General features: G+C 66.6%; 21 protein-coding genes. 16 read left to right on the forward strand and 5 right to left on the reverse strand.

The window, feature by feature from the left end:
• Positions 1-73 precede the first annotated feature (73 nt).
• The 7 genes from PMI12_RS22960 (at position 74) to PMI12_RS22990 (ending at position 7,716) form a co-directional block, all read left to right on the forward strand.
• Complete coding sequence (locus tag PMI12_RS22960) at positions 74-400, forward strand: nucleotide pyrophosphohydrolase (protein WP_007837225.1); 327 nt, start codon at positions 74-76, stop codon at positions 398-400.
• Between the two features lie 116 nt (positions 401-516).
• Entirely contained in the window at positions 517-1,785 is a 1,269-nt protein-coding gene (gene urtA, locus PMI12_RS22965; RefSeq protein ID WP_007837226.1) for an urea ABC transporter substrate-binding protein, read from the forward strand.
• A gap of 185 nt (positions 1,786-1,970) precedes the next feature.
• Positions 1,971-3,518, forward strand: a complete 1,548-nt coding sequence (gene urtB, locus PMI12_RS22970; protein WP_007837227.1) for an urea ABC transporter permease subunit UrtB — start codon at positions 1,971-1,973, stop codon at positions 3,516-3,518.
• The gene (gene urtC, locus PMI12_RS22975) at positions 3,515-4,753 is read left to right on the forward strand and encodes an urea ABC transporter permease subunit UrtC (protein WP_007837228.1); all 1,239 of its coding nucleotides are present in this window, start codon (positions 3,515-3,517) and stop codon (positions 4,751-4,753) included. Before urtB ends, urtC begins: the two co-directional genes overlap by 4 nt.
• Positions 4,750-5,628, forward strand: coding sequence for an urea ABC transporter ATP-binding protein UrtD (gene urtD, locus PMI12_RS22980; RefSeq protein ID WP_007837229.1), 879 nt, complete (start codon positions 4,750-4,752; stop codon positions 5,626-5,628). The genes urtC and urtD overlap by 4 nt, the downstream gene beginning before the upstream one ends.
• A gap of 12 nt (positions 5,629-5,640) precedes the next feature.
• Positions 5,641-6,333: an urea ABC transporter ATP-binding subunit UrtE gene (gene urtE / locus PMI12_RS22985; protein ID WP_007837230.1), complete on the forward strand. Its 693-nt coding sequence runs from the start codon at positions 5,641-5,643 to the stop codon at positions 6,331-6,333.
• A 132-nt stretch (positions 6,334-6,465) separates the two neighbouring features.
• Positions 6,466-7,716 carry an MFS transporter gene (locus tag PMI12_RS22990; protein ID WP_007837231.1) on the forward strand — a complete coding sequence of 417 codons (1,251 nt, stop codon included), beginning with the start codon at positions 6,466-6,468 and terminating at the stop codon, positions 7,714-7,716.
• Positions 7,717-7,728: 12 nt separating this feature from the next.
• On the opposite strand, the gene PMI12_RS22995 is transcribed toward PMI12_RS22990, so the two are convergent.
• Positions 7,729-8,412 (reverse strand): anti-sigma factor family protein, encoded by a 684-nt coding sequence (locus PMI12_RS22995; RefSeq protein WP_007837232.1) that lies wholly within the window; start codon positions 8,410-8,412, stop codon positions 7,729-7,731.
• Positions 8,399-8,974 (reverse strand): sigma-70 family RNA polymerase sigma factor, encoded by a 576-nt coding sequence (locus PMI12_RS23000; protein ID WP_007837233.1) that lies wholly within the window; start codon positions 8,972-8,974, stop codon positions 8,399-8,401. The genes PMI12_RS22995 and PMI12_RS23000 overlap by 14 nt, the downstream gene beginning before the upstream one ends.
• Positions 8,975-9,116: 142 nt before the next feature.
• On the opposite strand from PMI12_RS23000, the gene PMI12_RS23005 reads away from it, so the two are divergent.
• The 9 genes from PMI12_RS23005 to PMI12_RS23045 all read left to right on the forward strand — a co-directional run bounded on the left by PMI12_RS23005 (position 9,117) and on the right by PMI12_RS23045 (position 19,683).
• Positions 9,117-10,373 (forward strand): YVTN family beta-propeller repeat protein, encoded by a 1,257-nt coding sequence (locus PMI12_RS23005; RefSeq protein ID WP_007837234.1) that lies wholly within the window; start codon positions 9,117-9,119, stop codon positions 10,371-10,373.
• A 60-nt stretch (positions 10,374-10,433) separates the two neighbouring features.
• A complete protein-coding gene (locus tag PMI12_RS23010) occupies positions 10,434-11,987 on the forward strand; it encodes an alkaline phosphatase D family protein (RefSeq protein ID WP_007837235.1) in 1,554 nt (517 codons plus the stop codon).
• A gap of 85 nt (positions 11,988-12,072) precedes the next feature.
• Positions 12,073-13,083, forward strand: a complete 1,011-nt coding sequence (locus PMI12_RS23015) for an aldo/keto reductase (RefSeq protein ID WP_007837236.1) — start codon at positions 12,073-12,075, stop codon at positions 13,081-13,083.
• Between the two features lie 262 nt (positions 13,084-13,345).
• Complete coding sequence (locus tag PMI12_RS23020) at positions 13,346-14,272, forward strand: VTT domain-containing protein (RefSeq protein ID WP_237726160.1); 927 nt, start codon at positions 13,346-13,348, stop codon at positions 14,270-14,272.
• 97 nt (positions 14,273-14,369) lie between these two features.
• Positions 14,370-15,590, forward strand: coding sequence for an MFS transporter (locus tag PMI12_RS23025; RefSeq protein WP_007837238.1), 1,221 nt, complete (start codon positions 14,370-14,372; stop codon positions 15,588-15,590).
• A gap of 12 nt (positions 15,591-15,602) precedes the next feature.
• The gene (locus PMI12_RS23030; protein ID WP_007837240.1) at positions 15,603-16,589 is read left to right on the forward strand and encodes a hypothetical protein; all 987 of its coding nucleotides are present in this window, start codon (positions 15,603-15,605) and stop codon (positions 16,587-16,589) included.
• Between the two features lie 37 nt (positions 16,590-16,626).
• Complete coding sequence (locus PMI12_RS23035; RefSeq protein ID WP_007837241.1) at positions 16,627-18,003, forward strand: cache domain-containing protein; 1,377 nt, start codon at positions 16,627-16,629, stop codon at positions 18,001-18,003.
• Complete coding sequence (locus tag PMI12_RS23040) at positions 18,000-18,665, forward strand: response regulator transcription factor (RefSeq protein ID WP_007837242.1); 666 nt, start codon at positions 18,000-18,002, stop codon at positions 18,663-18,665. The genes PMI12_RS23035 and PMI12_RS23040 overlap by 4 nt, the downstream gene beginning before the upstream one ends.
• A 340-nt stretch (positions 18,666-19,005) precedes the next feature.
• Positions 19,006-19,683, forward strand: a complete 678-nt coding sequence (locus PMI12_RS23045) for a methyltransferase family protein (RefSeq protein ID WP_007837243.1) — start codon at positions 19,006-19,008, stop codon at positions 19,681-19,683.
• Between the two features lie 90 nt (positions 19,684-19,773).
• Here PMI12_RS23045 and PMI12_RS29580 read toward each other — a convergent pair whose 3' ends face one another.
• From PMI12_RS29580 to PMI12_RS27875, 3 genes are all read right to left on the reverse strand, one after another.
• Positions 19,774-19,899 (reverse strand): hypothetical protein, encoded by a 126-nt coding sequence (locus tag PMI12_RS29580; protein WP_007837244.1) that lies wholly within the window; start codon positions 19,897-19,899, stop codon positions 19,774-19,776.
• A 7-nt stretch (positions 19,900-19,906) separates the two neighbouring features.
• Positions 19,907-20,554 carry a DUF4189 domain-containing protein gene (locus PMI12_RS29680; protein ID WP_007837245.1) on the reverse strand — a complete coding sequence of 216 codons (648 nt, stop codon included), beginning with the start codon at positions 20,552-20,554 and terminating at the stop codon, positions 19,907-19,909.
• A 100-nt stretch (positions 20,555-20,654) separates the two neighbouring features.
• Entirely contained in the window at positions 20,655-21,383 is a 729-nt protein-coding gene (locus tag PMI12_RS27875) for a hypothetical protein (RefSeq protein ID WP_007837246.1), read from the reverse strand.
• Positions 21,384-21,456: the final 73 nt, after the last annotated feature.

Below are 21,456 nucleotides of genomic sequence, written 5' to 3' on the forward strand. Positions count from 1 at the left end.
CGGGTATGTGCATGCCCGGATTGGGCTTCTTCCCTGGAGCGTGCCACACTCGCCGCCCGACGACTGGTGTGCCATGGAATCCGATCTGACCTCAATCACCCAAGCCTTGCGCGACTTCGCCCAGGCCCGCAACTGGGAGCAGTTCCACTCCCCCAAGAACCTCGCGTCGGCGCTCTCGGTCGAAGCCGCCGAGCTGCTCGAACATTTCCAGTGGCTCACCGAAGCGCAGAGCCGCTCGCTGCCGGCCGACAAGCGCGCCGAGATCGGCACGGAGATTGCCGACGTCTTCCTCTACCTGCTCCAGCTTGCCGACAAGCTCGGCATCGACCTGGTGGAAGCGGCAAGAAGCAAGATGCTGGTCAACGCCCGGAAGTACCCGGCACCGCCGCCGTCCGCCTGAGTACCTCCGTGTACGCCACCCGGCGTATTTCCCCGTCCTGGTGCATTCCGCAAACTCCCTCCCACGCCAGCACAGCGCTGGCGCCAAGGTCAACCAACCCCGGAGCAGGAGTCCACATGCAACGTCGTTTCACACTCAAGGCGCTCACCGCCGCCGTCGCGCTGGCCAGCATTTCTGCTGCGCCCGCATTTGCCGCCGACACCATCAAGGTCGGCGTGCTGCACTCGCTGTCGGGCACGATGGCCATCTCGGAAACCGTGTTGAAGGACACCGTTCTGATGGCCATCGACGACATCAACAAGAAGGGCGGCGTGCTGGGCAAGCAGCTCGAACCCGTGGTGGTCGACCCGGCCTCCAACTGGCCCCTGTTCGCCGAAAAGACCAAGCAGCTGCTCGGCCAGGACAAGGTCTCGGTGATCTTCGGCTGCTGGACCTCGGTGTCGCGCAAGTCGGTGCTGCCGGTGGTCGAGGAAATGAACGGCCTGCTGTTCTACCCCGTGCAGTACGAGGGTGAAGAGCTCTCGAAGAACGTGTTCTACACGGGCGCAGCGCCCAACCAGCAAGCCATCCCGGCCGTCGACTACCTGATGAGCAAGGAAGGCGGCGGCGCCAAGCGCTGGGTGCTGCTGGGCACCGACTACGTGTACCCCCGCACCACCAACAAGATCCTGCGCGCCTACCTGAAGAGCAAGGGCGTGAAGGACACCGACATCGACGAGAAGTACACGCCGTTCGGCCACAGCGACTACCAGACCATCGTTGCCGACATCAAGAAGTTCTCGGCCGGCGGCAAGACGGCGGTGGTCTCGACCATCAACGGCGACTCCAACGTGCCCTTCTACAAGGAACTCGGCAACGCCGGCCTGAAGGCCAAGGACGTGCCCGTGGTTGCCTTCTCGGTGGGTGAAGAAGAGCTGCGCGGCGTGGACACCAAGCCGCTGGTGGGCCACCTTGCCGCATGGAACTACTTCATGTCGATCAAGAACCCGACCAACACGGCTTTCATCAAGCAGTGGAGCGAGTACGCCAAGGCCAAGAACATCGCCGGCCACAAGGACAAGCCGCTCACCAACGACCCGATGGAAGCCACCTGGATCGGCATCCACATGTGGAAGCAGGCGGTCGAGAAGGCCAAGTCGACCGACACCGACAAGGTGATCGCCGCCATGGCCGGCCAGACCTTCACGGCCCCCTCGGGCATCGTGTCGAAGATGGACGAGAAGAACCACCACCTGCACAAGAGCGTGTTCATCGGCGAGATCAAGGCCGATGGCCAGTTCAACGTGGTGTGGAAGACGCCGGGCCCGGTCAAGGCCAAGCCGTGGAGTCCGTACATCGAAGGCAACGACAAGAAGCCGGACCAGCCGGCTGGCAAGTCGCTGTAAGTGTGCTTTTCTCCCTCCCCCGCTGGGGGAGGGCAGGGGTGGGGGCTGGCGGCGGTCGATTCGAGCGCTGCGCTTGTGCAGGTGCCGCGTGCCCCCACCCCAACCCTCCCCCGGAAGGGGAGGGAGCCAACCCCAATCCCACTTTCAAGATGCTTCGACGAACCCTTCACTGCGCCTTTGCCGCCATGCTCCTCATGGCATCGGCCGCCCACGCGCTGACCGCCGACGAAGCCCGGGCCATCGCCTCCGGCGAATCCGAAGCCCGCATCGCCGCGCTCAACAAGGCCGTGCTCACGGCCGACGAGAAGACTGCCGCCTTCATCCAGGCGATGTCCGACGACGCAGTCAAGTACTCCGAAGACAAGGTCTTCGTGATGAAGGACGACAAAGGCTTCGACCCCGTCACCGGCGCCGAGCTGAAAGTGCCCGACACCGCCGAAGACGTCGTCAACAACAACCTCATGCGCGGCGCGCTCGATGCCGCGCAGGCCGCGCTCAAGCTCACGAGCAAGGACGACGCGGTGCGCGCCGAAGCCGCACAGGCCCTGTTCAAGGAGCCCGACGAATCACGCATCCCGATGGTCGAGAAGGCGCTGGCCGCCGAGACCAACCCGAAGATCAAGGCGCAACTCGAACTGGTGCGCGCCGCCAGCATGCTCACCAGCGCCGACAAGGCCAAGCGCCTCGTGGCCGCGAAGGAACTGGGCAGCAACCGCAACCCCGACACCAAGCTGCTGCTCAACCAGCGCCTGGCCGACGAAACCGAAGCGGACGTCAAGGCCGCCATCGTCGCGTCCATCGCCAGCATCGACGGCTCGCTGGTCTGGGGCGACCGCATCAACGCCGTGTTCAGCGGCATCAGCCTGGGCTCGGTGCTGCTGCTCGCCGCGCTGGGCCTCGCCATCACCTACGGGCTGATGGGCGTCATCAACATGGCGCATGGCGAGCTGATGATGATCGGCGCCTACGCCACCTACGTGATGCAGGGCATCTTCCAGAAGTACCTGCCCGAGTCGACGTTCGGGCTGTACCTCGTCGCTGCGATCCCGGTGTCGTTCCTCGCATCGGCGCTGGTCGGCGCGGTGCTCGAACGCGGCGTGATCCGCTTCCTCTACGGCCGCCCGCTCGAGACGCTGCTCGCCACCTGGGGCATCAGCCTGATGCTGCAGCAACTCGTGCGCACGCTGTTCGGCGCGCAGAACGTCGGTGTGGAAAACCCCGGCTGGATGAGCGGCGGCTTCTCGATGCTGAGCAACGTCACGTTGCCGTGGAACCGCATCTGCATCATTATTTTTGCGGCGCTGGTGTTGCTCGCGATGGGATGGCTCATCGGCAAGACGCGGCTGGGCCTGTTCGTGCGCGGCGTCACGCAGAACCGTCCGATCGCCTCGTGCATGGGCGTGAACACCGCGCGCATCGACACCTACGCCTTCGCGCTCGGCTCCGGCATCGCGGGCCTTGCCGGCTGCGCGCTGAGCCAGATCGGCAACGTCGGCCCCGACCTGGGCCAGAGCTACATCGTCGACAGCTTCATGGTGGTCGTGATGGGCGGTGTCGGCCAGCTCGCGGGCACCGTGTATGCGGCGCTGGGGCTGGGCATTCTCAACAAGTTCATCGAAGGCTGGGCGGGCGCGGTGCTCGCGAAGATCGCGGTGCTTGTCTTCATCATCATCTTCATCCAGAAGCGGCCGCAGGGCATCTTCGCAATGAAAGGCCGGAGCGCTGAGGCATGAGCAAGGTCGTACTTCCAACCAAGGGGCCGCTGCTGAGCGGCAAGGGCTGGACGGCCTTCTTCGTCGCGCTCATCGTGGTTTGCGCGGTCGCGCCGGCGCTCAACATGTGGGTGCCCGCAGACAGCCCGCTGCACATGAGCGACTACGCCGTGGCACTGGTCGGCAAGATCATGTGCTACGCGATCTGCGCGCTGGCCATGGACCTGATCTGGGGCTACACCGGCATCCTCTCGCTGGGCCACGGCCTCTTCTTCGCGCTGGGCGGCTACATGATGGGCATGTACCTCATGCGCCAGATCGGCCGCGACGGCAACTACAAGAGCGACCTGCCCGACTTCATGGTGTTCCTCGACTGGAAGACGCTGCCCTGGCACTGGACCTTCAGCGACAGCTTCATCGCCACGCTGATTCTGGTCGTCGCGGTGCCGGGCCTCATCGCCTTCGTGTTCGGCTTCTTCGCCTTCCGTTCGCGCATCAAGGGCGTGTACTTCTCGATCATCACGCAGGCGATGACTTTCGCGGCCATGCTGCTGTTCTTCCGCAACGAGACGGGTTTCGGCGGCAACAACGGCTTCACCGACTTCAAGCGCATCCTGAATATTCCGATCGCCACGCAGGAGATGCGCATGACGCTGTTCGCGCTCACCGGCGCCACGCTGCTGGGCTTCTTCCTCTTTGCGAAGTGGCTCATCGGCAGCAAGTTTGGCCGCGTGCTGCAGGCCATTCGCGACGCCGAGACCCGCGTGATGTTCTCGGGCTACAACCCGCTGCCGTACAAGCTCACGATCTGGGTCATTTCCGCGATCATGTGCGGCGTGGCCGGCGCGCTGTACGTGCCGCAGGTCGGCATCATCAACCCCGGCGAGATGAGCGCGGCCAACTCCATCGAGATCGCGATCTGGGCCGCGGTAGGCGGGCGCGCGACGTTGATCGGGCCGATCATCGGCGCCTTCATCGTCAACGGCGCGAAGAGCTGGCTCACGGTGGCGTACCCCGAGTACTGGCTGTACTTCCTGGGCGCGCTGTTCATTGCCGTCACGCTGTTCCTGCCGAACGGCATCGTGGGGCTGGTGCGCAAGTGGTTGTCGAGGGAGAAGGCACCGGCGGCCGGCGCCACGGCGGCGGTGAGCGACGGCCGCGAAGAAGCGCAACGCGCACTCGCCGCCTCGCAGGGCATGGAGCCGGAATCGCTGCACGCGCCGCTGGGCGCCGAACCGAAGGGAGCACGCGCATGACCCCCGACCTGATGGAAGCCGGCGCCGAGCGCGCCGCACGCGCCCGCGGCATGCCCTACGACAGCGGCAGCACCGAATCGGGTGGCCGCGCCGCCGACTTCGGCCGCCACGTCACGCCGGGCGAGGTCGACGTCACCCATGGCCGCATCCTCTACCTCGAGGACGTGAGCGTGAGCTTCGACGGCTTCAAGGCCATCAACAAGCTGTCGCTCGACATCGCGCCGGGCGAACTGCGCTGCATCATCGGCCCCAACGGAGCGGGCAAGACCACGATGATGGACATCATCACCGGCAAGACCCGGCCCGACGAGGGCACCGTGTTCTTCGGCAGCACCATCGACCTGCTGCGTCATCGCGAAGCGGACATCGCGCAACTGGGCATCGGCCGCAAGTTCCAGAAGCCGACCGTGTTCGAGCACCTGACCGTGTTCGAGAACCTCGAGCTCGCGCTGAAGACCGACAAGGGCGTGCGCGCGTCGATGCTGTTCAGGCTCGACTCGGCGCAGAGCGACCGGCTGGCCGAAGTGCTGCAGACCATCCATCTCGCCGACAGCGTGTCGCGCCTCGCGGGCAACCTGAGCCACGGCCAGAAGCAGTGGCTCGAAATCGGCATGCTGCTGATGCAGGACCCGAAGCTGCTGCTGCTCGACGAGCCTGTGGCCGGCATGACCGACGAGGAAACGGCGCGCACGGCGGAGCTGTTCCTCACGCTCAAGGGCAAGCACTCGCTGATGGTGGTGGAGCACGACATGAGCTTCATCCGCACCATCTCCGAAATCGTCACCGTGCTGTGCGACGGCTCCGTGCTTGCGCAGGGCACGCTGGACGAAGTGCAGGCCGACGAGCGCGTGATCGAGGTCTATCTCGGCCGCTGAGGAACCGAACCCATGCTCACAGTCAAGAACATCCACCAGTACTACGGCGGCTCCCACATCCTGCGCGACGTGAGCTTCGAGGCCACGCTCGGCAAGGTCACCGTGCTGCTCGGCCGCAACGGCGTAGGCAAGACCACGCTGCTCAAGTCGCTGATGGGCCTCGTCCCCATCAAGAGCGGCAGCATCGAACTCGAAGGCAAGCCGATCCAAAAGGCCACGCCCTACGACAGGGCCAGGGCCGGCATCGGCTTCGTCCCTCAAGGCCGCGAAATCTTCGCCAGGCTCACGGTGGAAGAAAACCTGCGCATGGGCCTCGCCTACAAGAGCGGCAGCACGCCCATCCCGCAGGAACTGTTCGAGCTGTTCCCCGTGCTCAAGCAGATGATCAACAGACGAGGCGGCGACCTCTCCGGCGGCCAGCAGCAGCAGCTCGCCATCGCGCGCGCCCTGGCCCCCAAGCCCAGGCTGCTGATCCTCGACGAGCCCACCGAAGGCATCCAGCCGAGCATCATCAAGGACATCGGCCGCGTCATCCGCATGCTGGCCGACCGCGGCGACATGGCCATCGTGCTGTGCGAGCAGTACTACGACTTCGCCCAGGAACTGGCCGACGACTATCTCGTGATGGAGCGCGGTGAAGTCATCGCGCGCGGGCTCGGCAAGGACATGGAAGCGCAGGGCGTGCGGCAGCTGGTGGCGATCTGAGCCCACTGACCAGGCCCTCGCGGCCCTGCCAGTACAAGGTCTTCGGCAATTGCGTACCGGCGCGATTTCAGGGTTTACCCTAAAATCGCGCCTTGCCCGCGGCCGCCGGGCACCCCTCCCAGGAGCCTGGCCTTGAACGCCTCCCCACCCGCGCTGGACAGCGCGGTCACCGACATTTCTTCCTTTTCCCTGCCTTCGGGCAAGCCCGCCAACTTCCTGCGCGCGGTGCTCGCGCTTGGCGTCGGCGGCTTCGCCATCGGCACCGGCGAGTTCGTCATCATGGGCCTGCTGCCCGAGGTCGCGAAAGACATCGGCGTGAGCATTCCCCAGGCCGGCCACGTCATCAGCGCCTATGCGCTCGGCGTGGTGATCGGCGCGCCGGTGCTCGCGGTGCTGGCCGCCGGCTGGCGCCGCCGCGCGCTGCTGATCGCGCTCATGGCCGTGTTCGCGGCCGGCAACTTCGCCAGCGCCGCGGCTCCCAACTACCTGCTGCTGAACCTGCTGCGCTTCGCCGCCGGACTGCCGCACGGCACCTACTTCGGCGTGGCCGCGCTGGTGGCCGCCACGCTCGCTCCGCCGGGGCGCCGCGCGCGGGCCGTGGGGCTCGTAATGCTCGGGCTCACCGGTGCCACGCTGGTGGGCGTGCCCATCGCGGCATGGCTGGGCCAGTTCTTCGGCTGGCGCGCGGCCTTCGTGTTCGTGGGCCTCATCGCGCTGGTGGCCATCGCGCTGCTTCGCCGCGACATTCCCGACATGGCGCCCGCCGCCGGCGCCAGCCCCTGGCGCGAACTCGGCGCGCTCAGGCGCAAGCAGGTGTGGTTCACGCTGGGCATCGCCGCCATCGGCTTCGGCGGCATGTTCTCGGTGTTCAGCTACATCAAGCCCACGCTGATCGAGGTGGCCGGCATGCCGGTGGGCGGCGTGCCCATCGTGCTCGCGCTCTTCGGCCTCGGCATGGTGGTGGGCAACCTCGTGGGCTCGCGGCTGGCCGACAAGTCGCTGATGCGCACCATCGGCGGTGTCCTGGCCTATGCGGCGCTGGTGCTCGCGGTGTTCACCTTCGCGGCGCACCACGTCGTGGCTGCAGCATTCACCGTGTTCCTTATCGGCTCGACCGTGGCCATCGGCCCGGCCCTGCAGATCCGCCTGATGGACGTGGCCGGCGACGCGCAGACGCTCGCCGCCGCGCTCAACCACTCGGCCTTCAACATGGCCAACGCGCTCGGCGCATGGCTTGGCGGCGTGGCGATTTCCGCCGGGCTGGGCTGGACTTCGACCGGCTGGGTCGGCGCACTGCTCGCTTTGGCGGGCCTGGGCATCTTCGGCTGGGCGATCGCAAGCGCCCGTGCCGCCGCACGCCGGCCGGCCGCCGTCGCCTTCTGAGCCGGCTGCCGGCTACTTCGCAGCGGGCGTCGCGGCGCGCTCGCGCAGCAGCGCCGCGAAGTTCTGCAGTTCGACTGCATTGAGATCCGACACGGCCCAGGCCTGCATGCCGCCCTGGGCCCAGTGCACGAGCTGGTAGCCCTGCCGCGCGGAGAGCACCGGCGCCTGCGCCTTTGCATCCGCAGCCGGCCACACGAACAGGTTGATGACGTGCGGCCCCGAGCGGTAGACCAGCGCCGCCACCGTGCGCCCGTCCAGGTAGTCGAGCCGCCCGCCCGCGAGCGGAAAGCCCTCCGCGGCAAGGTCGACCACCGGCGGTGAAAAGTCGAGCTTGCCGGCGAACCACGGCTTGACCGCGTGATGGTCGGACGAGGCCACATCGGCCAGATGCGATGCCATCAGCGAGCGCACATGGTTGGCGGTGACGCCCTCGGCGAGAGCGTCCGAAGGCGGCACCGGCGTTGCCAGAAGCACGAGCGCCAGGCCCCAGGCCGTGGCCGCGCCGGTGCCGAACCATGCCAGCCCTTGCCACAGGCCCCGGTTTCGCCGCACCGGAGCGGGCGTGGGCGAGGCGGCAACAACAACTTCTTCCGCACGCACCGCCTGCCCGATGCGCGCGGCCAGCCCCTCGGGCGGCATGTGCCGCGTGGCATGGCGCCGGATCAGCGTACCCAGTTCCTCGTCAGACATTGACATGGCGTGTCCTTCCTCCCGCGTCGCCGGGACGTTCGTCGCGCAGGCTCTCGCGCAGCATCGCCCGCGCGCGCGACAGCCGCGACATGACGGTGCCCAGCGGCACGCCCGCGATGCGCGCGATGTCCTCGTAGCGCATCTCCTCCAGCTCGCGCAGCACGATCACCTCGCGGTACACCGGCGGCAGCGCATCGATGGCGGCGTTGATTCGCTCGCCCTGCGCGCGCTGCTCCCACTGCCGCGCCGGATCGCCGGCTTCGGGCGAGGAGGGTGCTGAAACCGCCTCGCTGTCGCGCAGCTCGTCGAACTCCACCTGGTCGGCGAGTTGCCGGTTCTGCCGCATCCAGTCGTAGCAGGCGTTGCGCACGATGCCCAGCAGCCACGGCCGGGCGCTCTCGCCGCGCAGCCCATCGAAGAACCGGAACGCGCGCAGATAAGCCTCCTGCACCGCGTCGTCGGCCAGCTGGTCGTCGCGCAGCAGCCAGCGCGCAAGGTTCCATGCCGCATCGAGATGCGGCAGCGCGGCGGCTTCGAACTGGCGTGTGCGGTCGGTCGACAGGCTCAAGGGCTCCTTCTTCCTGCATGACGTGGCAGCCCGGTTTTTTATTCCAGTTTTTTTCGGCCCCCGCTGGAATAAGCAGGGCATGCCATGCGTCATGCCCTCTGCGGATTCTGCTTCTTCTTTCTTCTTCCAGGAGGTCTTCACCATGATCGCCATGCCCGGCTTCGCGCGAATCCTCGTCATCTTTGCGGCCCTGGCGGCTTCGGCCGGCGCCGCGCTTGCAGCAGGCCCCAAGGCCTATGTCGGCAACTTCAAGGACAGCACCGTCAGCGTGATCGACACCGGCACCGAGCGCGTCGTCGCCACGCTGCCTGTGGCGGCGGGGCCCGACGGCATCATCGTCGCACCCAACGGGCGCAGCGTGTTCGTGAGCGGCTCGGGCGCCGCTGCCGTGAGCGAGATCGACGCCGCGAGCGACCGTGTCACGCGCGCCATCGACGTGGGCAAGGGGCCGCAGGGCCTGGCCATGACCACCGACGGCAAGTGGCTGCTGGTGGCCGTCAACGGCGACGACCGCGTGGCTTTCGTCGACACATCGGCCCACGGCGTGAGCGCCACCGTGCCGGTGCCCAAGCCGCACACCATCGCCATCCGGCCCGACGGGCGGCAGGCCTACGTCGCTTCGCAGGAGCCGGGGCACTTCGCGCTGGTGGTCATCGACATGGCGACGCGCGCCGTGGTCACGCAGATCCCGCTCGACAAGCCGCCGCGCGACCTCGAGTTCAGCCATGACGGCAAGGCGCTGTACCTCACGCTGGCCGGCGTGGCCGCCGTGCAGGTGCTCGACCCCGCCACCAACCAGTGGGGCGTGCCGATTCCCACGGGCGTGTCGCCGCACATCGCGCAGCACTTCATGGGCATGGCGAGCGGTGTGGTGGTGGTGCAGGGGCCAGGCGAGGTCATGTTGTTCGATCCGGCCACGCACGCGGCGGTGCGCAGCATCCCTGTGGGCAAGCAGCCGCACTGGCTCGACCTGTCGGCGGACGGCAAGAAGCTGTGGGTGAGCAACGAGGGCTCGAACGACGTCAGCGTGGTCGACCTTGCGGGCGGGCCCATGCACACGGTGGCGGTGGGCAACGCGCCGCGCAAGATCGCGGTGCAGCGCACGGCAGCTTCCGAAGGCGCGCACGCCGGCGGCTCGGCGCACGTGGCCATCCGCAACTTCGCCTTCGAGCCCGCGCAGATCACCGTCAAGGCCGGCCAGCGCGTGAGCTGGCAGAACGACGACGGCGCGCCGCACGGCCTGGTCTTCAAGGACGGCTCGACGGGCATCGACCTGCTGCTGCCCGGCAAGGCCTTCGCCCGCGTCTTCGACAAGCCGGGCGTGTACGACTATGTCTGCTCGGTGCATCCGTACATGACGGCGCGGGTCACGGTAGTGGGCTCGCAGCCAGGGTCCTGACTGTCGGCTTTCTTCCGGCCCGATTGACAGGGGCGAGCGAACCGGGGGACATTGCCCCGGATGAAGGAAGAAAGACTCTCGCGCCGACGCCTGCTGTGCGGCGGGCTGGCCGCCGCTTCGCTGGGCCATCCGTTCCTGCGGCTGAATGCGCAGCCGGCCACGGCGTCGCGCGATCCGTTCACGCTGGGCGTGGCCTCGGGCGTGCCGCGCGCCGACGGCTTCGTGCTCTGGACACGCCTGGCGCCAGAGCCGCTGCAGGGCGGCGGCATGGGCGATGCGCCCGTCGAAGTGCGATGGGAAGTCGCCGACGACGAGGGCTTCAGGCGCGTCGTGGCGAAGGGCTCGGCCATCGCTACGGCCGAGCTTGCGCACTCGGTGCATGTCGAAGTGCAGGGGCTGTCGCCGGGCCGCCCTTACTGGTATCGCTTCACGGCCGGCGGCGTACGCAGCTCGATTGGACGCACGCGCACCACGCCCGCCGAGGACGGCGGGACGCAGCAGCCGCTGCGCTTCGCCTTCGCCTCCTGCCAGCAGTACGAGCAGGGCTACTACGCCGCCTACCGCGACATGGCCGCGCAGCCGCTGGACTTCGTGGTGCATCTGGGCGACTACATCTATGAAAGCTCCTGGGGCTCGCGCCACGTGCGGCGCCACGAGGGCGGCATTCCCACGCAGCTGGCCGAGTTCCGCAACCGCTACGCGCTCTACAAGACCGATCCGCACCTGCAGGCCGCGCACGCCGTCTTTCCCTGGCTCGTGACCTGGGACGACCACGAGGTGGCCAACGACTACGCGAACGATTTATCGCCGCGCACCGTCGACCCCGCGCAATTCCTCGCGATTCGCGCGGCCGCCTACCAGGCCTGGTACGAGCACATGCCGGTGCCCGCCAGCATGCGCCCGCGCGGGCCCGACGCCACCATCTACGGCCGCCATCGCTTCGGCCGCATGCTCGACGTGCTGCTGACCGACGGACGCCAGTACCGCTCGCACCACGCCTGCCTCGCGGGCCGCAGCGCATCGCCGCTGGCCGACTGCCCCGACCGGCTCGCGCCCGAACGCAGCTTCTTCGGCGCGGCGCAAGAGGCGTGGCTCGCGCGCGAACTCGCGGCGCCACCCGCGCAGTGGACCGTGCTCGCCCAGCCCACCCTGCTCGCCGAGGCCGATCGCAAGCGCGGCCCCGAGCATGGCTACTGGATGGACGGCTGGGACGGCTACGCCGCCGCCCGCGCGCGCCTGCTCGACGGGCTGGCCGCACACAAGGCGCGCGGCGGCAACGCGCTGGTCGCGAGCGGCGACGTGCACGCCTTCTGGGCCGCCGACCTGCAGCGCGAGGCGCAAGGACAGGCGGTGGCGACCGAATTCGTCGGCGGCGCCATCACCTCCGAAGGGCCGAGCGCCGCCAACGTGGCGAACATGCTCGCTAAGAACGAGCACCTGCGCTACGGCCGCGGCGACAAGCGCGGCTACGCGCTCGTGACGCTCGATGCCCGCGGCTGCGAGGTCGAGTTCCGCGCGGTGGAGGACGAGAAGAACGCCGATTCGGCCGTGGCGCCCATGGCCCGCTTCTCGGTGGCCCGGGGCGCGCCCGGCGTGCATCTCGAAACCACCTGAATCTCCGCCGCCTGCAGGATCGCGCGGCCGTGCCTATGATGGCCGCGCCATTCTTCATCCCTCTCTTTCCTCGGAGCGAGACCCCATGAGCATTCCCACCATCCGTCTCGGCCGCACAGGCCTCACCGTGTCGCGGCTCGCCCTCGGCACCATGACTTTCGGCCTGCAGACCGACGAGACGGTGTCGCACCAGATCCTCGACAAGGCGGCCGAAGGCGGCATCAACTTCCTCGACACTGCCGACGTGTACCCTCTCGGCGGCACGGTCGAGACCACCGGCCGCACCGAGGAAATCATCGGCCGCTGGCTGCAAAAGCAGGGCCCCGCGGGCCGCCGCCGCTTCGTCGTCGCCACCAAGGCGGTCGGCAAGGTCGGCCTGAACAGCTGGGACCAGGGCGCGTCGCGCAAGCACCTGCTGGACGCCATCGACGCTTCGCTCAAGCGGCTGCAGACCGACCACGTCGACCTGTACCAGCTGCACAGCGACGACCGCGAGACACCGCTCGAAGAGAGCCTGGAGGCGCTCGACACCATCGTGAAGTCGGGGCGGGCGCGCTACATCGGCGTGTCGAACTTCCTGGCCTACCGGCTGGCGCGCGCGCTGGGCAAGGCCGAGCTGCACAAGCTCACGCGCTACGTGTCGGTGCAGCCGCGCTACAGCCTGCTGTTCCGCGAGATCGAGCGCGAGCTGCTGCCGCTGGCCAGCGAGGAAGGCCTGGGCGTGATTCCCTACAACCCGCTGGCCGGCGGATTGCTGACCGGCAAGTACAAGCCCGGAGCGAAGCCGGAGGAGAACACGCGCTTCACGCTCGGCACCGCCGGTGGCATGTACCAGGACCGCTACTGGAACGAGCGCAGCTTCAACACCGTGGCCCAGCTGCACAGGCTGGCGGACGAGGCCGGCGTGCCGCTGGCCACGTTGGCGGTGGCGTGGGTCATGGCGAATCCGCTGATCACCGCGCCTCTGTTGGGTGCGAGCCGGCCCGATCAGCTGGATGCGACGCTGGCCGCCGCCGAATACAAGCTTGATCCGGCGCTGAAGCAGAAGCTCGACGAACTGACTGCCGAATACCGAAAGGGCGACGCCCCGCGCTGAGTTCGTCTTGCTCCTTCCCCCTCTGGGGGAAGGCTGGGATGGGGGCAGGCCTTCGCACAGGCGCCGCTTTTTCCATCGCCGTCGTGCCCCCACCCCAACCCTCCCCCAGGAGGGGAGGGAGCAAAACCGAAAACCATTCGGCAATGGCCCGCGCACGGTACGTTCTTGGGCCATGCCTGAGAATCGCTGCCGGCATGAACCGCACGCAATCCCCGCAACTTCGACCGGCATCCGGGCCACAAAGGCAGCCATGGCGCAGCTGATGTCCCTGCTCGTGCAGAACGCGATCCTGGTGGTGTTTGCCGCCAGCTTCGCCGCGCGGCTTGGGCTGCCCGTGCCGGCGGCCGCGGTGCTCGTGCTGACGGGCGCGCTGCTGGCAGCCGGCGATGTCTCGGTGCCCGGCGTGGTGATGGCCGCCGTCATCGCCAACCTGCTGGGCGACGGTGCGTGGTTCTATGCCGGGCGGCGCTTCGGCTACCGCTTCATGCGCATGCTGTGCCGCATCTCGCTGTCGCCCGACACCTGCGTGCGGCGCGGCGAATCGCTCATCACCGATTGGGGCGGCCTCTCGCTTGTGGCTGCCAAGTTCGTGCCGGGCGTGTCGGTGGTGGCGCCGCCGATGGCCGGGGCGCTGGGCATGTCGGTGCGGCGCTTCATCGGCTTCGACGTGGGCGCGGCGCTGGTCTGGACGGGGCTGTTCCTCGGGCTGGGCTGGGTGTTTCGCAACCAGATCCAGGAAGTGCTGGCCGTGCTGGCGCAGGCCGGCGGCATCGCCACCGCGGCAGTGGCCCTTGTGCTGGTGGTGATCCTCGCGGTGCGCTACTGGCGCCGGCGCGCTTTCATGCGGCTCACGGGCATGCCGCGCATCTCGGTGGAAGAGCTGCACGAACTGCTGAACGGCGAGGAGCCGCCGCTGGTGATCGACGTGCGCGGGCAGGCCGGCGTGCAGGTCGATCCGCGCCGCATTCCGGGAGCGCAGTCGTACACGCTCAAGGCGCTGCAGCAGCGCAGCCTCGACCTGTCGCACGCGGCAGGGCGCGACGTGGTGCTGTACTGCAATTGCCCCAACGAGGTGTCGGCCGCGCAGGCCGCGCGCGTGCTGCTGGCACGCGGGGCGCGGCGGGCCCTGCCGCTGACGGGCGGGCTCGATGCGTGGGTGGCCTCGGGCAGGCCCACGAGCGTGGATTGACCGCAAGGCCTGAGCGCTGCAGGAATCGGCCTCCCGTGCTATGGTCCTCCGGCTTCGGGTTAACCCCTAAGGTTGCCCTCTCGAACCGGGACTCCTCATGTCTTCTTCCGCCTCCAGAGCTTCTGTTTCTCCGGCCGGTCTTACGCCCGCTCTCACGCTGGTCTTCGCCATCGCCTGCGGCCTGTGCGTGGCCAACATCTACTACGCCCAGCCGCTGATCGGCCCCATCTCCGACACGCTGCAACTGCATGCCGGGCTGGCCGGCCTGATCATGACGTTGACGCAACTCGGCTACGGCGCCGGCCTGCTGCTGCTGGTGCCGCTGGCCGACGTGGTCGAGAACCGCAAGCTCATCGTGGGCGCGCTGTTCGGCGCGGTGATCGGGCTGGTGGGCATCGCGCTTTCGAACTCCGCCATCACCTTCCTAGTGGCCTCGTTCGTGGTGGGCGCATGCGCGGTCGCGGCGCAGGTGCTGCTGCCCTTCGCCTCGCACCTCGCGCCCGAGGCCACGCGCGGCAAGGTGGTCGGCAACATCATGGCCGGCCTGCTGGGCGGGATCATGCTGGCGCGGCCCTTTGCCAGCGTGGTGGCTTCCGCGCTGGGCTGGCGCGCGGTGTTCTGGCTCTCGGCCGCGCTGATGGCCACGCTCATTGCCGTGCTGTGGCGCGTGCTGCCGCAGCGCCGGCCGCATGCCTCGGTGGGCTATGCGCGCACCATGGCCTCGCTGCCCGGCATCGTGCTGAACACGCCGCTGCTGCGCCGGCGCGGCTTCTACCAGGGGATGATGTTCTCCGCCTTCCAGGCCTTCTGGACTGCCGTGCCGCTGGCGCTGGTGCACGAGTTCGGCATGGGACAGCGCGGCATTGCGCTGTTCGCGCTGGCCGGCGCCGCTGGCGCCTTGCTCGCGCCGGTGGCGGGCCGGCTGGCCGACCAGGGGTGGACGCGGCCTGCGACCGGCGCAGCCATCGTGGTCGCGCTGCTGTCCTTCTTGCTCGGCGCGGTCGCCATGCACTACCGCTCGGTGGCCGGGCTGGTCGCGGCGGGCATCCTGCTCGACGGGGCGGTGCAGCTGTGCCAGGTGCTCAACTTCCGCAGCCTGTTCATGCTGGCGCCGGAGCTGCGCGGCCGGCTCAACGGGCTGTTCATGACCTTCATCTTCATCTGCGCGGCGGTGGCCTCGGGCATCGCCGCGGCCGTGTATGCCTTCCACGGATGGAGCGGTTTGTGCCTGCTGGGCGGCGGGTATGTGCTGCTGGCGCTGCTGTACTACGCGACCGAGTTCCGCCCGCGGGCCGTGGGCATCGCCGTTGGACGGTAGCCGCGGCATTCAATGAGCCCTCCGGTTTTTTCGCGGCGCATCCAGGTCACCCAGCACGACGCCGCCCTGATCTGGCCCATCCTGTTGCTCTGTACGGCCTACACATTGTTGATGGGCGTTGCAGGTGTATGGGTCATCGACCTGGAGGCGACGGGTTGGTACATCGCATTGGGCATGGTGGCCTGGCTTGCCCTCTTCGCGCTGTGGCTGGTGGGTTTGGTGGTCGTCGTGCGCGCGTGGCTCTGGCTCGAGGCGCGCTGGCTGAAACCCGGCGAGCGCCGGCCCAAGCCCTTCAACGAAAGCGTGCAGGTCGACGTCGACGAAAGCGGCCTCTCGGTGCAAGGGCTCGGCCACGTCGACTGGATCGACGTGCTGACCTTCGAGAGCATTCCCGACAGCGACAACTACCTGATCGTTCATACCCGGCCCTTCAAGAAGCTGATGCTGGCGGTGCCCGTCGATGACCTGGTGCCGGCCCTCAATCACTACCTCTCGCTTCGAGCCTGCCCCACGCCGACGGCCACAGGCGTGCTGCAAAGCCGCGCCATGGTTTTCTGCTGGCGTTGTTTCCTGGCCTGGATTGCGGCGGGCTACGCGCTGGCGGGTGCGGCGGCCATTGCGCTGCTGCTCAATGCTTCCGACGCGGGCTTTCTGAAGACCATGGTGGGGCTGTGCGTGGTCGTGCCGCTGGCTGCATGGCTCGTGTGGTTCATTCCCTTCTCGCAGGTCAGCACTTTCGCGCCCTCGCGGGTGCGCGCCTTCGAACTCGACGGTGTGCAGTTGCGCAGCACCGACGGCAGCTGGCAAGCCGACCTGCGGCAGGCCCGTATCAGCCGCCGTCGTGCAAGCGGCCTCGGCTACGAGTTCAGCTTTCTTGCCATTCGGCCGCTGACGGGAAAGAACCTGGACCTGATGCTCGAAGGCGGCGCCGATCAAGATGCACTGCTGGACGCCCTGAACGACCGCGCCTTGCTGCCACTGACGAACCCCGAGCTCTGAAAGGCCGGCCAGGCGGCGGTGGTAGCCTTGCCCCCCGATGAACCTCCGCACCAAGATCGTTGCGCTCGCTGTGGCACCCTTGCTCATCGCACTGGTGCTCGTGGCCCTCGCGGTGCGCCACCAGGAGCATGACCTCGCCCAGCGCGAGCGCGCCCTCATCGAGCGCAGCTACATGGACCAGCGCCGCAGCGAACTGCGCAGCTACGTGGACCTGGCCGTGAGCAACCTGCTTCCGCTGTACGAATCCGGCCAGGACGACGAAGCCACCCGCAACGAGGCTCTGCGCCGCCTCGCCGCGCTCAACTACGGCGACGACGGCTACTTCTTCGTCTACGACCTCGAGGGCAACTCGCTCATGCACTCGCGCCAGCCCGAACTGGTCGGCAAGAACCTCTGGGAGCTGCGCGATTCGCGCGGCCGCTACACCATCCAGGAACTGATCAAGGGCGCGAAGGAAAACGGCGGCGGCTACATCGAATACGAGTGGCGCAAGCCGTCGAGCGCGCAGATGGCGCCCAAGCTCGGCTACGTCACGGCGCTGCCGCGCTGGAACTGGATGGTCGGCACCGGCCTGTACCTCGACGACATCCAGTCGACCATGGACACCCTCGATCGGCAGATGAACGCCAACGTCACCGCCACGCTGCTGTGGATTGCCGGCATCGCCGCACTGTGCCTTGGCGTGGTCAGCGCCGCCGGCCTGCTGCTGAACCTCAGCGAGCACCGCACGGCAGAGGCCAAGCTGCGCCTGCTCGCGCGGCGCGTGGTGCAGTCGCAGGAAGAAGAGCGCGGCCACCTCGCGCGCGAGCTGCACGACGGCACCAGCCAGACGCTGGTGTCGGCCAAGCTGCTGATCGAGTCCGCCGTGGAATCGCTCGACCGCCAGCAGCACACCACCACGCCGCCCGCGCTGGCCAAGGCGCTGCAGCGGCTCAACGATTCGCTGATCGAGGTGCGCCGCATCTCGCACCGCCTGCGCCCCGCCTTGCTCGACACACTGGGCCTGCCCGCCGCGCTGGAGCGGCTGGTCGACGAGTTCAGGGAGGAGGGCGGAGTCGATGCGTCGATGATGATGGGCGGCGAATCCTTCGAGCTGCAGCCCGAAGTGAAGACAGCGCTCTTCCGCCTGACGCAGGAAGCATTGACCAACGTGCGCAAGCACGCGCACGCACAGCACGTGCACATTGCGCTGAACTTCGACGACGAAGAGGGCGTGCGTCTGGAAGTGAGCGACGATGGCACCGGCTTCGACATTCAGGCCGTGCAGCTCGACCCGCGGCGCGGCATCGGCCTGCGCAACATGCGCGAGCGCATGGAGGCCATCGGCGGGCGGCTCACCATGAACTCCAACGCGGGGCGCACCTCCATCGAGGCCGAGGTGCCGGCCCGCAGCGCGAAGGCACAGGCCGCATGACCACGACACAACAAGCCAAGGACATGCCTACTGCGGCCGTGCGCCTGTTCCTGGTGGACGATCACCCGCTGGTGCGCGACGGCCTGCGCGCCCGGCTCGGCTCCATGCCCAACCTGCAGATCGTCGGCGAGGCCGGCAGCGCCGCCGAAGCGCTTGCGCTGGTGGAGAGCCTGCGGCCCGACCTCATGCTGATGGACGTCGGCATGAAGGACATGAACGGCATCGAGCTCGCGGCGCTGCTGCTGCAACGCCAGGGCGCGCCGCACATCGTGATGCTCAGCATGTACGACAACCCCGAGTACGTGCAGAAGGCTCTGCAGGCGGGCGCACGCGGCTACGTGCTGAAAGACGCGCCCGCGGCGGAGATCGTCGCGGCCATCGAGGCTGTGTCGGCGGGCGGTACCTTCCTGAGCCCAGCCGTGTCGAAGAAGCTGTTTCGCACGCAGGAGCCGAGGCCGCTGCTCACCCCGCGCGAGAGCGAGATTCTTTCTGCGCTGGGGCGAGGGGAGTCGAGCAAGCAGATCGCGCGTGACCTGGGCCTGAGCGTGCGCACTGTGGAGGCGCATCGGCAGAGCATCAAGCGGCGGCTGGGGATCGAGGGGCAGGCGGAGCTCATCAAGTACGCGGTGGAGCATGCGCGGGAGTTCGGGCAGGGCTCCTGAATCGCTTGCCTGCTTCGTTGACTGCCAGCGCTTTGTGTACCGGCGCTGCCGATTGACGATTGCGCCAAGGAATCGAGGAATCTTCAACAGAAGTTCTTTCTGCGCGAGACAGGCCTTCTAAAGTGAAGATGGCAGTTATGGGCTCTGAGCATTCCATTTGAATCAGCTTCGGGGCGAACTGATCGTGTTCCCCAAGCGTCTGCGTGTGGCCGACTGTAGCCGCAGGAGAAGTTGGCGCGAAGGCCTCTGAGCTGCCGGCTCTCGCCCTCCAGAGCGGTCATCGGAAACTTCGCACTTGGGTCGCTTGTTGCGGAGCGTCGGATATACCATTCACTCGTCTATGGACCCGCTCTACAAGAAAGCCATCGCGCAAGGGGTTGCGGGGATGGCCGTATTCGTTGCCTTCATTTTCTTGCCCGCGGGCACGTGGAAATACTGGCAAGGCTGGCTCTTTATCGCAGTCTTTTCCGTCTCGACCATCGGCTTCACCGTCTATCTCGCCCTTCACGACAGGCCGCTTCTCGAACGCCGTATGAATGCCGGACCGCAGCATGAGAAAGAGTGGTCGCAGAAGATCATCGTGTCGCTCATCATCCTCGCGTTTTTTATTTTTATCATCCTGCCTTCACTCGACTACCGATTTGGCGTCTCGCTGGTGCCCGCGTACCTGTCCTTTGTCGGGAACATCGTGATCGTCTTGTCGTTCCTCTTTATTTTCTGGGTGCTGAAGGTCAATAGTTATGCAGCAGCCAACATCAGTGTCGCGGATGATCAAAAAGTGATCGACAGCGGCCCCTACGCTTATGTGCGTCATCCTATGTACGCTGGCGCACTCTGGCTTTTCATTGGCATGCCGCTTGCACTTGGCTCGTGGCTCACGATCTGTCTCGTCCCGCTCATCCTGCCGGTGCTCTTCTGGCGGCTTCTCGATGAGGAAAAAATCTTGCGCCGCGATCTTCCCGGGTACAACGAATACGCAAGCCGTGTACGTCATCGTCTCATTCCGCACCTCTGGTAGGAAGTGGGATGGCCGCCTACAAGAAGTCGGTGCGCTGGAGGCGGTCGGCTGGCGGTGAGCGTCGGGGATGCCTATCGAACAGCCAGAACCCTAGATGGCGGGCCGCGGATCCTTGTCTGCGATGGAGAGATCGATCGGAACCCGGATCTTGCGCGTGACGTTCCCGGGCATCTCGAACATCAGCGTGATGTGCCCTTTTAGAAAGGTGCGCAGCATCGAACCCTCACTGAGACGGGAGGCTGCAAGAGGTGTTTCTGACTTCGCAGTTCACATCGCCTGCTTGCTTGCACATGGCCAACGCTTTGCTTGAAACCAGCTTCAAGCCGGCCGTTTTCGGGTCGGGCCCAACCATGTCGACCTCCGTACCAAAATAAAACGTGCTCCTTTTTCCATAAGCCACCGCCCAACATCCATTGCGCATCTCAATTCTGATCTGGCAATCCTGCTTGCCACAATCGCGCAATGCTTCCTTTCTTGCAGCTTGGGCGCTTGTGCTGTCCTCCGACCTGCCACCAGAGCCCTTTACGCCTCTCCCATCGTCGGCAAACGCTCCGAAGCTCTCCGTCCACTTGCCAGTTTCATAGCGAAGCCAGCCATCCCCGTGGTTGGCTGCGCCGTCCGGCCTGGCGCTGCGTTGCCGTTGTTCGTTTGGACCATACAGATCCGGATCGCTAGGTGAATAGCATTTTCCGTAACCGGGGATCATTCCAGGCGGGCAGGGTGATCCGCTGTTAGGTGGCTGCTGGGCGTATGCCAAGACTGGGCCCCACATCAACATCGAAACCAGGAAGAGTCGTTTCATATCGAATTTCCATCTGATTGACGTCCTCCCAGCCCGCGATGGTCGCAGGAGTAGCACGGGGACGATCATCTATCCAGCTTACTGAGGATCGCCAACTGCCAGAAGGAAGGAATGCGCATTTCGGACCTCGCGTTAGAGGTGCAATGCCCAAGAGAGATTTAACGTCGTGCTAGATCGATTGATCGTCGATAGCCGTCAGCTTCCAGCACATTCCCGATCGCTTGAAGAGATAGCGGACCTTCTCTCCGGAGTTCGATCCGGCAATTTCGATCTGACCTCCCGAGTCCTCGTCCTTTGCGATCCGAATGATCTTGCCTTCGCGTTTGGCGCGATCTAGCGCCGTCATCAGCGGATAAGTCACTTGCCGCTGCGTGAGTTGTTTCGTCACGGGCTTCGGTTCTGGCTCCGCCTTGGCATCGATGGCAGTGGATTGCAGCGGCCAGCGCGTGAACTTCGCCTGGAGGGAGATGCTGTTTGCGAATTTCTCCACGAAGGTTTCGAAGGTTTTGCCGGGGCAATCCAGCGCCTCTGCACGTGCTTGCCCGTTCACAGCAGCATCATCCTTTTGTGCATGGAGAGCACCCGCGGGTTGCCGGACGCCATTGATGGAAAGCACCTGTTCAATGATGCGCTTGTCTCCGTCGATGCGGGTCATGGCGACGACTTCGCACGGCTGGTTCTGCCTGCAGATCTTTTGCGCCCGTTGTTCGGCGTAGGTGTCGGCCTCAAAGAAGCAGGTCGCCCGACCGCTCTTTTCCAGCGATGAACCCGCCATGCCAGAGCCAGAGCTCAATGTGCCGGTACAGACGAATTGCTCCGGGTGAGTTCTTGCCGAAGCCGCTGCAAAAAAGAGCGGCAAGAGCAAAGCCAGACGAGCGAGAACGATCGTTCGTTGCATGGAGGCCTCCTTGATTTTCCTGGTTTGGCAAAGATGGTGTGCGATTTTGGATCTTAGTGTTGGGGCCGAGGCG

The organism is Variovorax sp. CF313, assembly GCF_000282635.1.
Taxonomy (GTDB): domain Bacteria; phylum Pseudomonadota; class Gammaproteobacteria; order Burkholderiales; family Burkholderiaceae_C; genus Variovorax.

Excerpts from the sequence above, each read along its gene's own strand:
- PMI12_RS22960 (WP_007837225.1), top strand. The coding sequence starts at position 74 with ATGGAATCCGATCTGACCTCAATCACCCAAGCCTTGCGCGACTTCGCC.
- urtA (WP_007837226.1), top strand. The coding sequence starts at position 517 with ATGCAACGTCGTTTCACACTCAAGGCGCTCACCGCCGCCGTCGCGCTG.
- urtB (WP_007837227.1), top strand. The coding sequence starts at position 1,971 with ATGCTCCTCATGGCATCGGCCGCCCACGCGCTGACCGCCGACGAAGCC.
- urtC (WP_007837228.1), top strand. The coding sequence starts at position 3,515 with ATGAGCAAGGTCGTACTTCCAACCAAGGGGCCGCTGCTGAGCGGCAAG.
- urtD (WP_007837229.1), top strand. The coding sequence starts at position 4,750 with ATGACCCCCGACCTGATGGAAGCCGGCGCCGAGCGCGCCGCACGCGCC.
- urtE (WP_007837230.1), top strand. The coding sequence starts at position 5,641 with ATGCTCACAGTCAAGAACATCCACCAGTACTACGGCGGCTCCCACATC.
- PMI12_RS22995 (WP_007837232.1), bottom strand. The coding sequence starts at position 8,412 with ATGTCAATGTCTGACGAGGAACTGGGTACGCTGATCCGGCGCCATGCC.
- PMI12_RS23005 (WP_007837234.1), top strand. The coding sequence starts at position 9,117 with ATGATCGCCATGCCCGGCTTCGCGCGAATCCTCGTCATCTTTGCGGCC.
- PMI12_RS23010 (WP_007837235.1), top strand. The coding sequence starts at position 10,434 with ATGAAGGAAGAAAGACTCTCGCGCCGACGCCTGCTGTGCGGCGGGCTG.
- PMI12_RS23015 (WP_007837236.1), top strand. The coding sequence starts at position 12,073 with ATGAGCATTCCCACCATCCGTCTCGGCCGCACAGGCCTCACCGTGTCG.
- PMI12_RS23020 (WP_237726160.1), top strand. The coding sequence starts at position 13,346 with ATGTCCCTGCTCGTGCAGAACGCGATCCTGGTGGTGTTTGCCGCCAGC.
- PMI12_RS23025 (WP_007837238.1), top strand. The coding sequence starts at position 14,370 with ATGTCTTCTTCCGCCTCCAGAGCTTCTGTTTCTCCGGCCGGTCTTACG.
- PMI12_RS23030 (WP_007837240.1), top strand. The coding sequence starts at position 15,603 with ATGAGCCCTCCGGTTTTTTCGCGGCGCATCCAGGTCACCCAGCACGAC.
- PMI12_RS23035 (WP_007837241.1), top strand. The coding sequence starts at position 16,627 with ATGAACCTCCGCACCAAGATCGTTGCGCTCGCTGTGGCACCCTTGCTC.
- PMI12_RS23040 (WP_007837242.1), top strand. The coding sequence starts at position 18,000 with ATGACCACGACACAACAAGCCAAGGACATGCCTACTGCGGCCGTGCGC.
- PMI12_RS23045 (WP_007837243.1), top strand. The coding sequence starts at position 19,006 with ATGGACCCGCTCTACAAGAAAGCCATCGCGCAAGGGGTTGCGGGGATG.
- PMI12_RS29580 (WP_007837244.1), bottom strand. The coding sequence starts at position 19,899 with ATGCTGCGCACCTTTCTAAAAGGGCACATCACGCTGATGTTCGAGATG.
- PMI12_RS29680 (WP_007837245.1), bottom strand. The coding sequence starts at position 20,554 with ATGATCGTCCCCGTGCTACTCCTGCGACCATCGCGGGCTGGGAGGACG.
- PMI12_RS27875 (WP_007837246.1), bottom strand. The coding sequence starts at position 21,383 with ATGCAACGAACGATCGTTCTCGCTCGTCTGGCTTTGCTCTTGCCGCTC.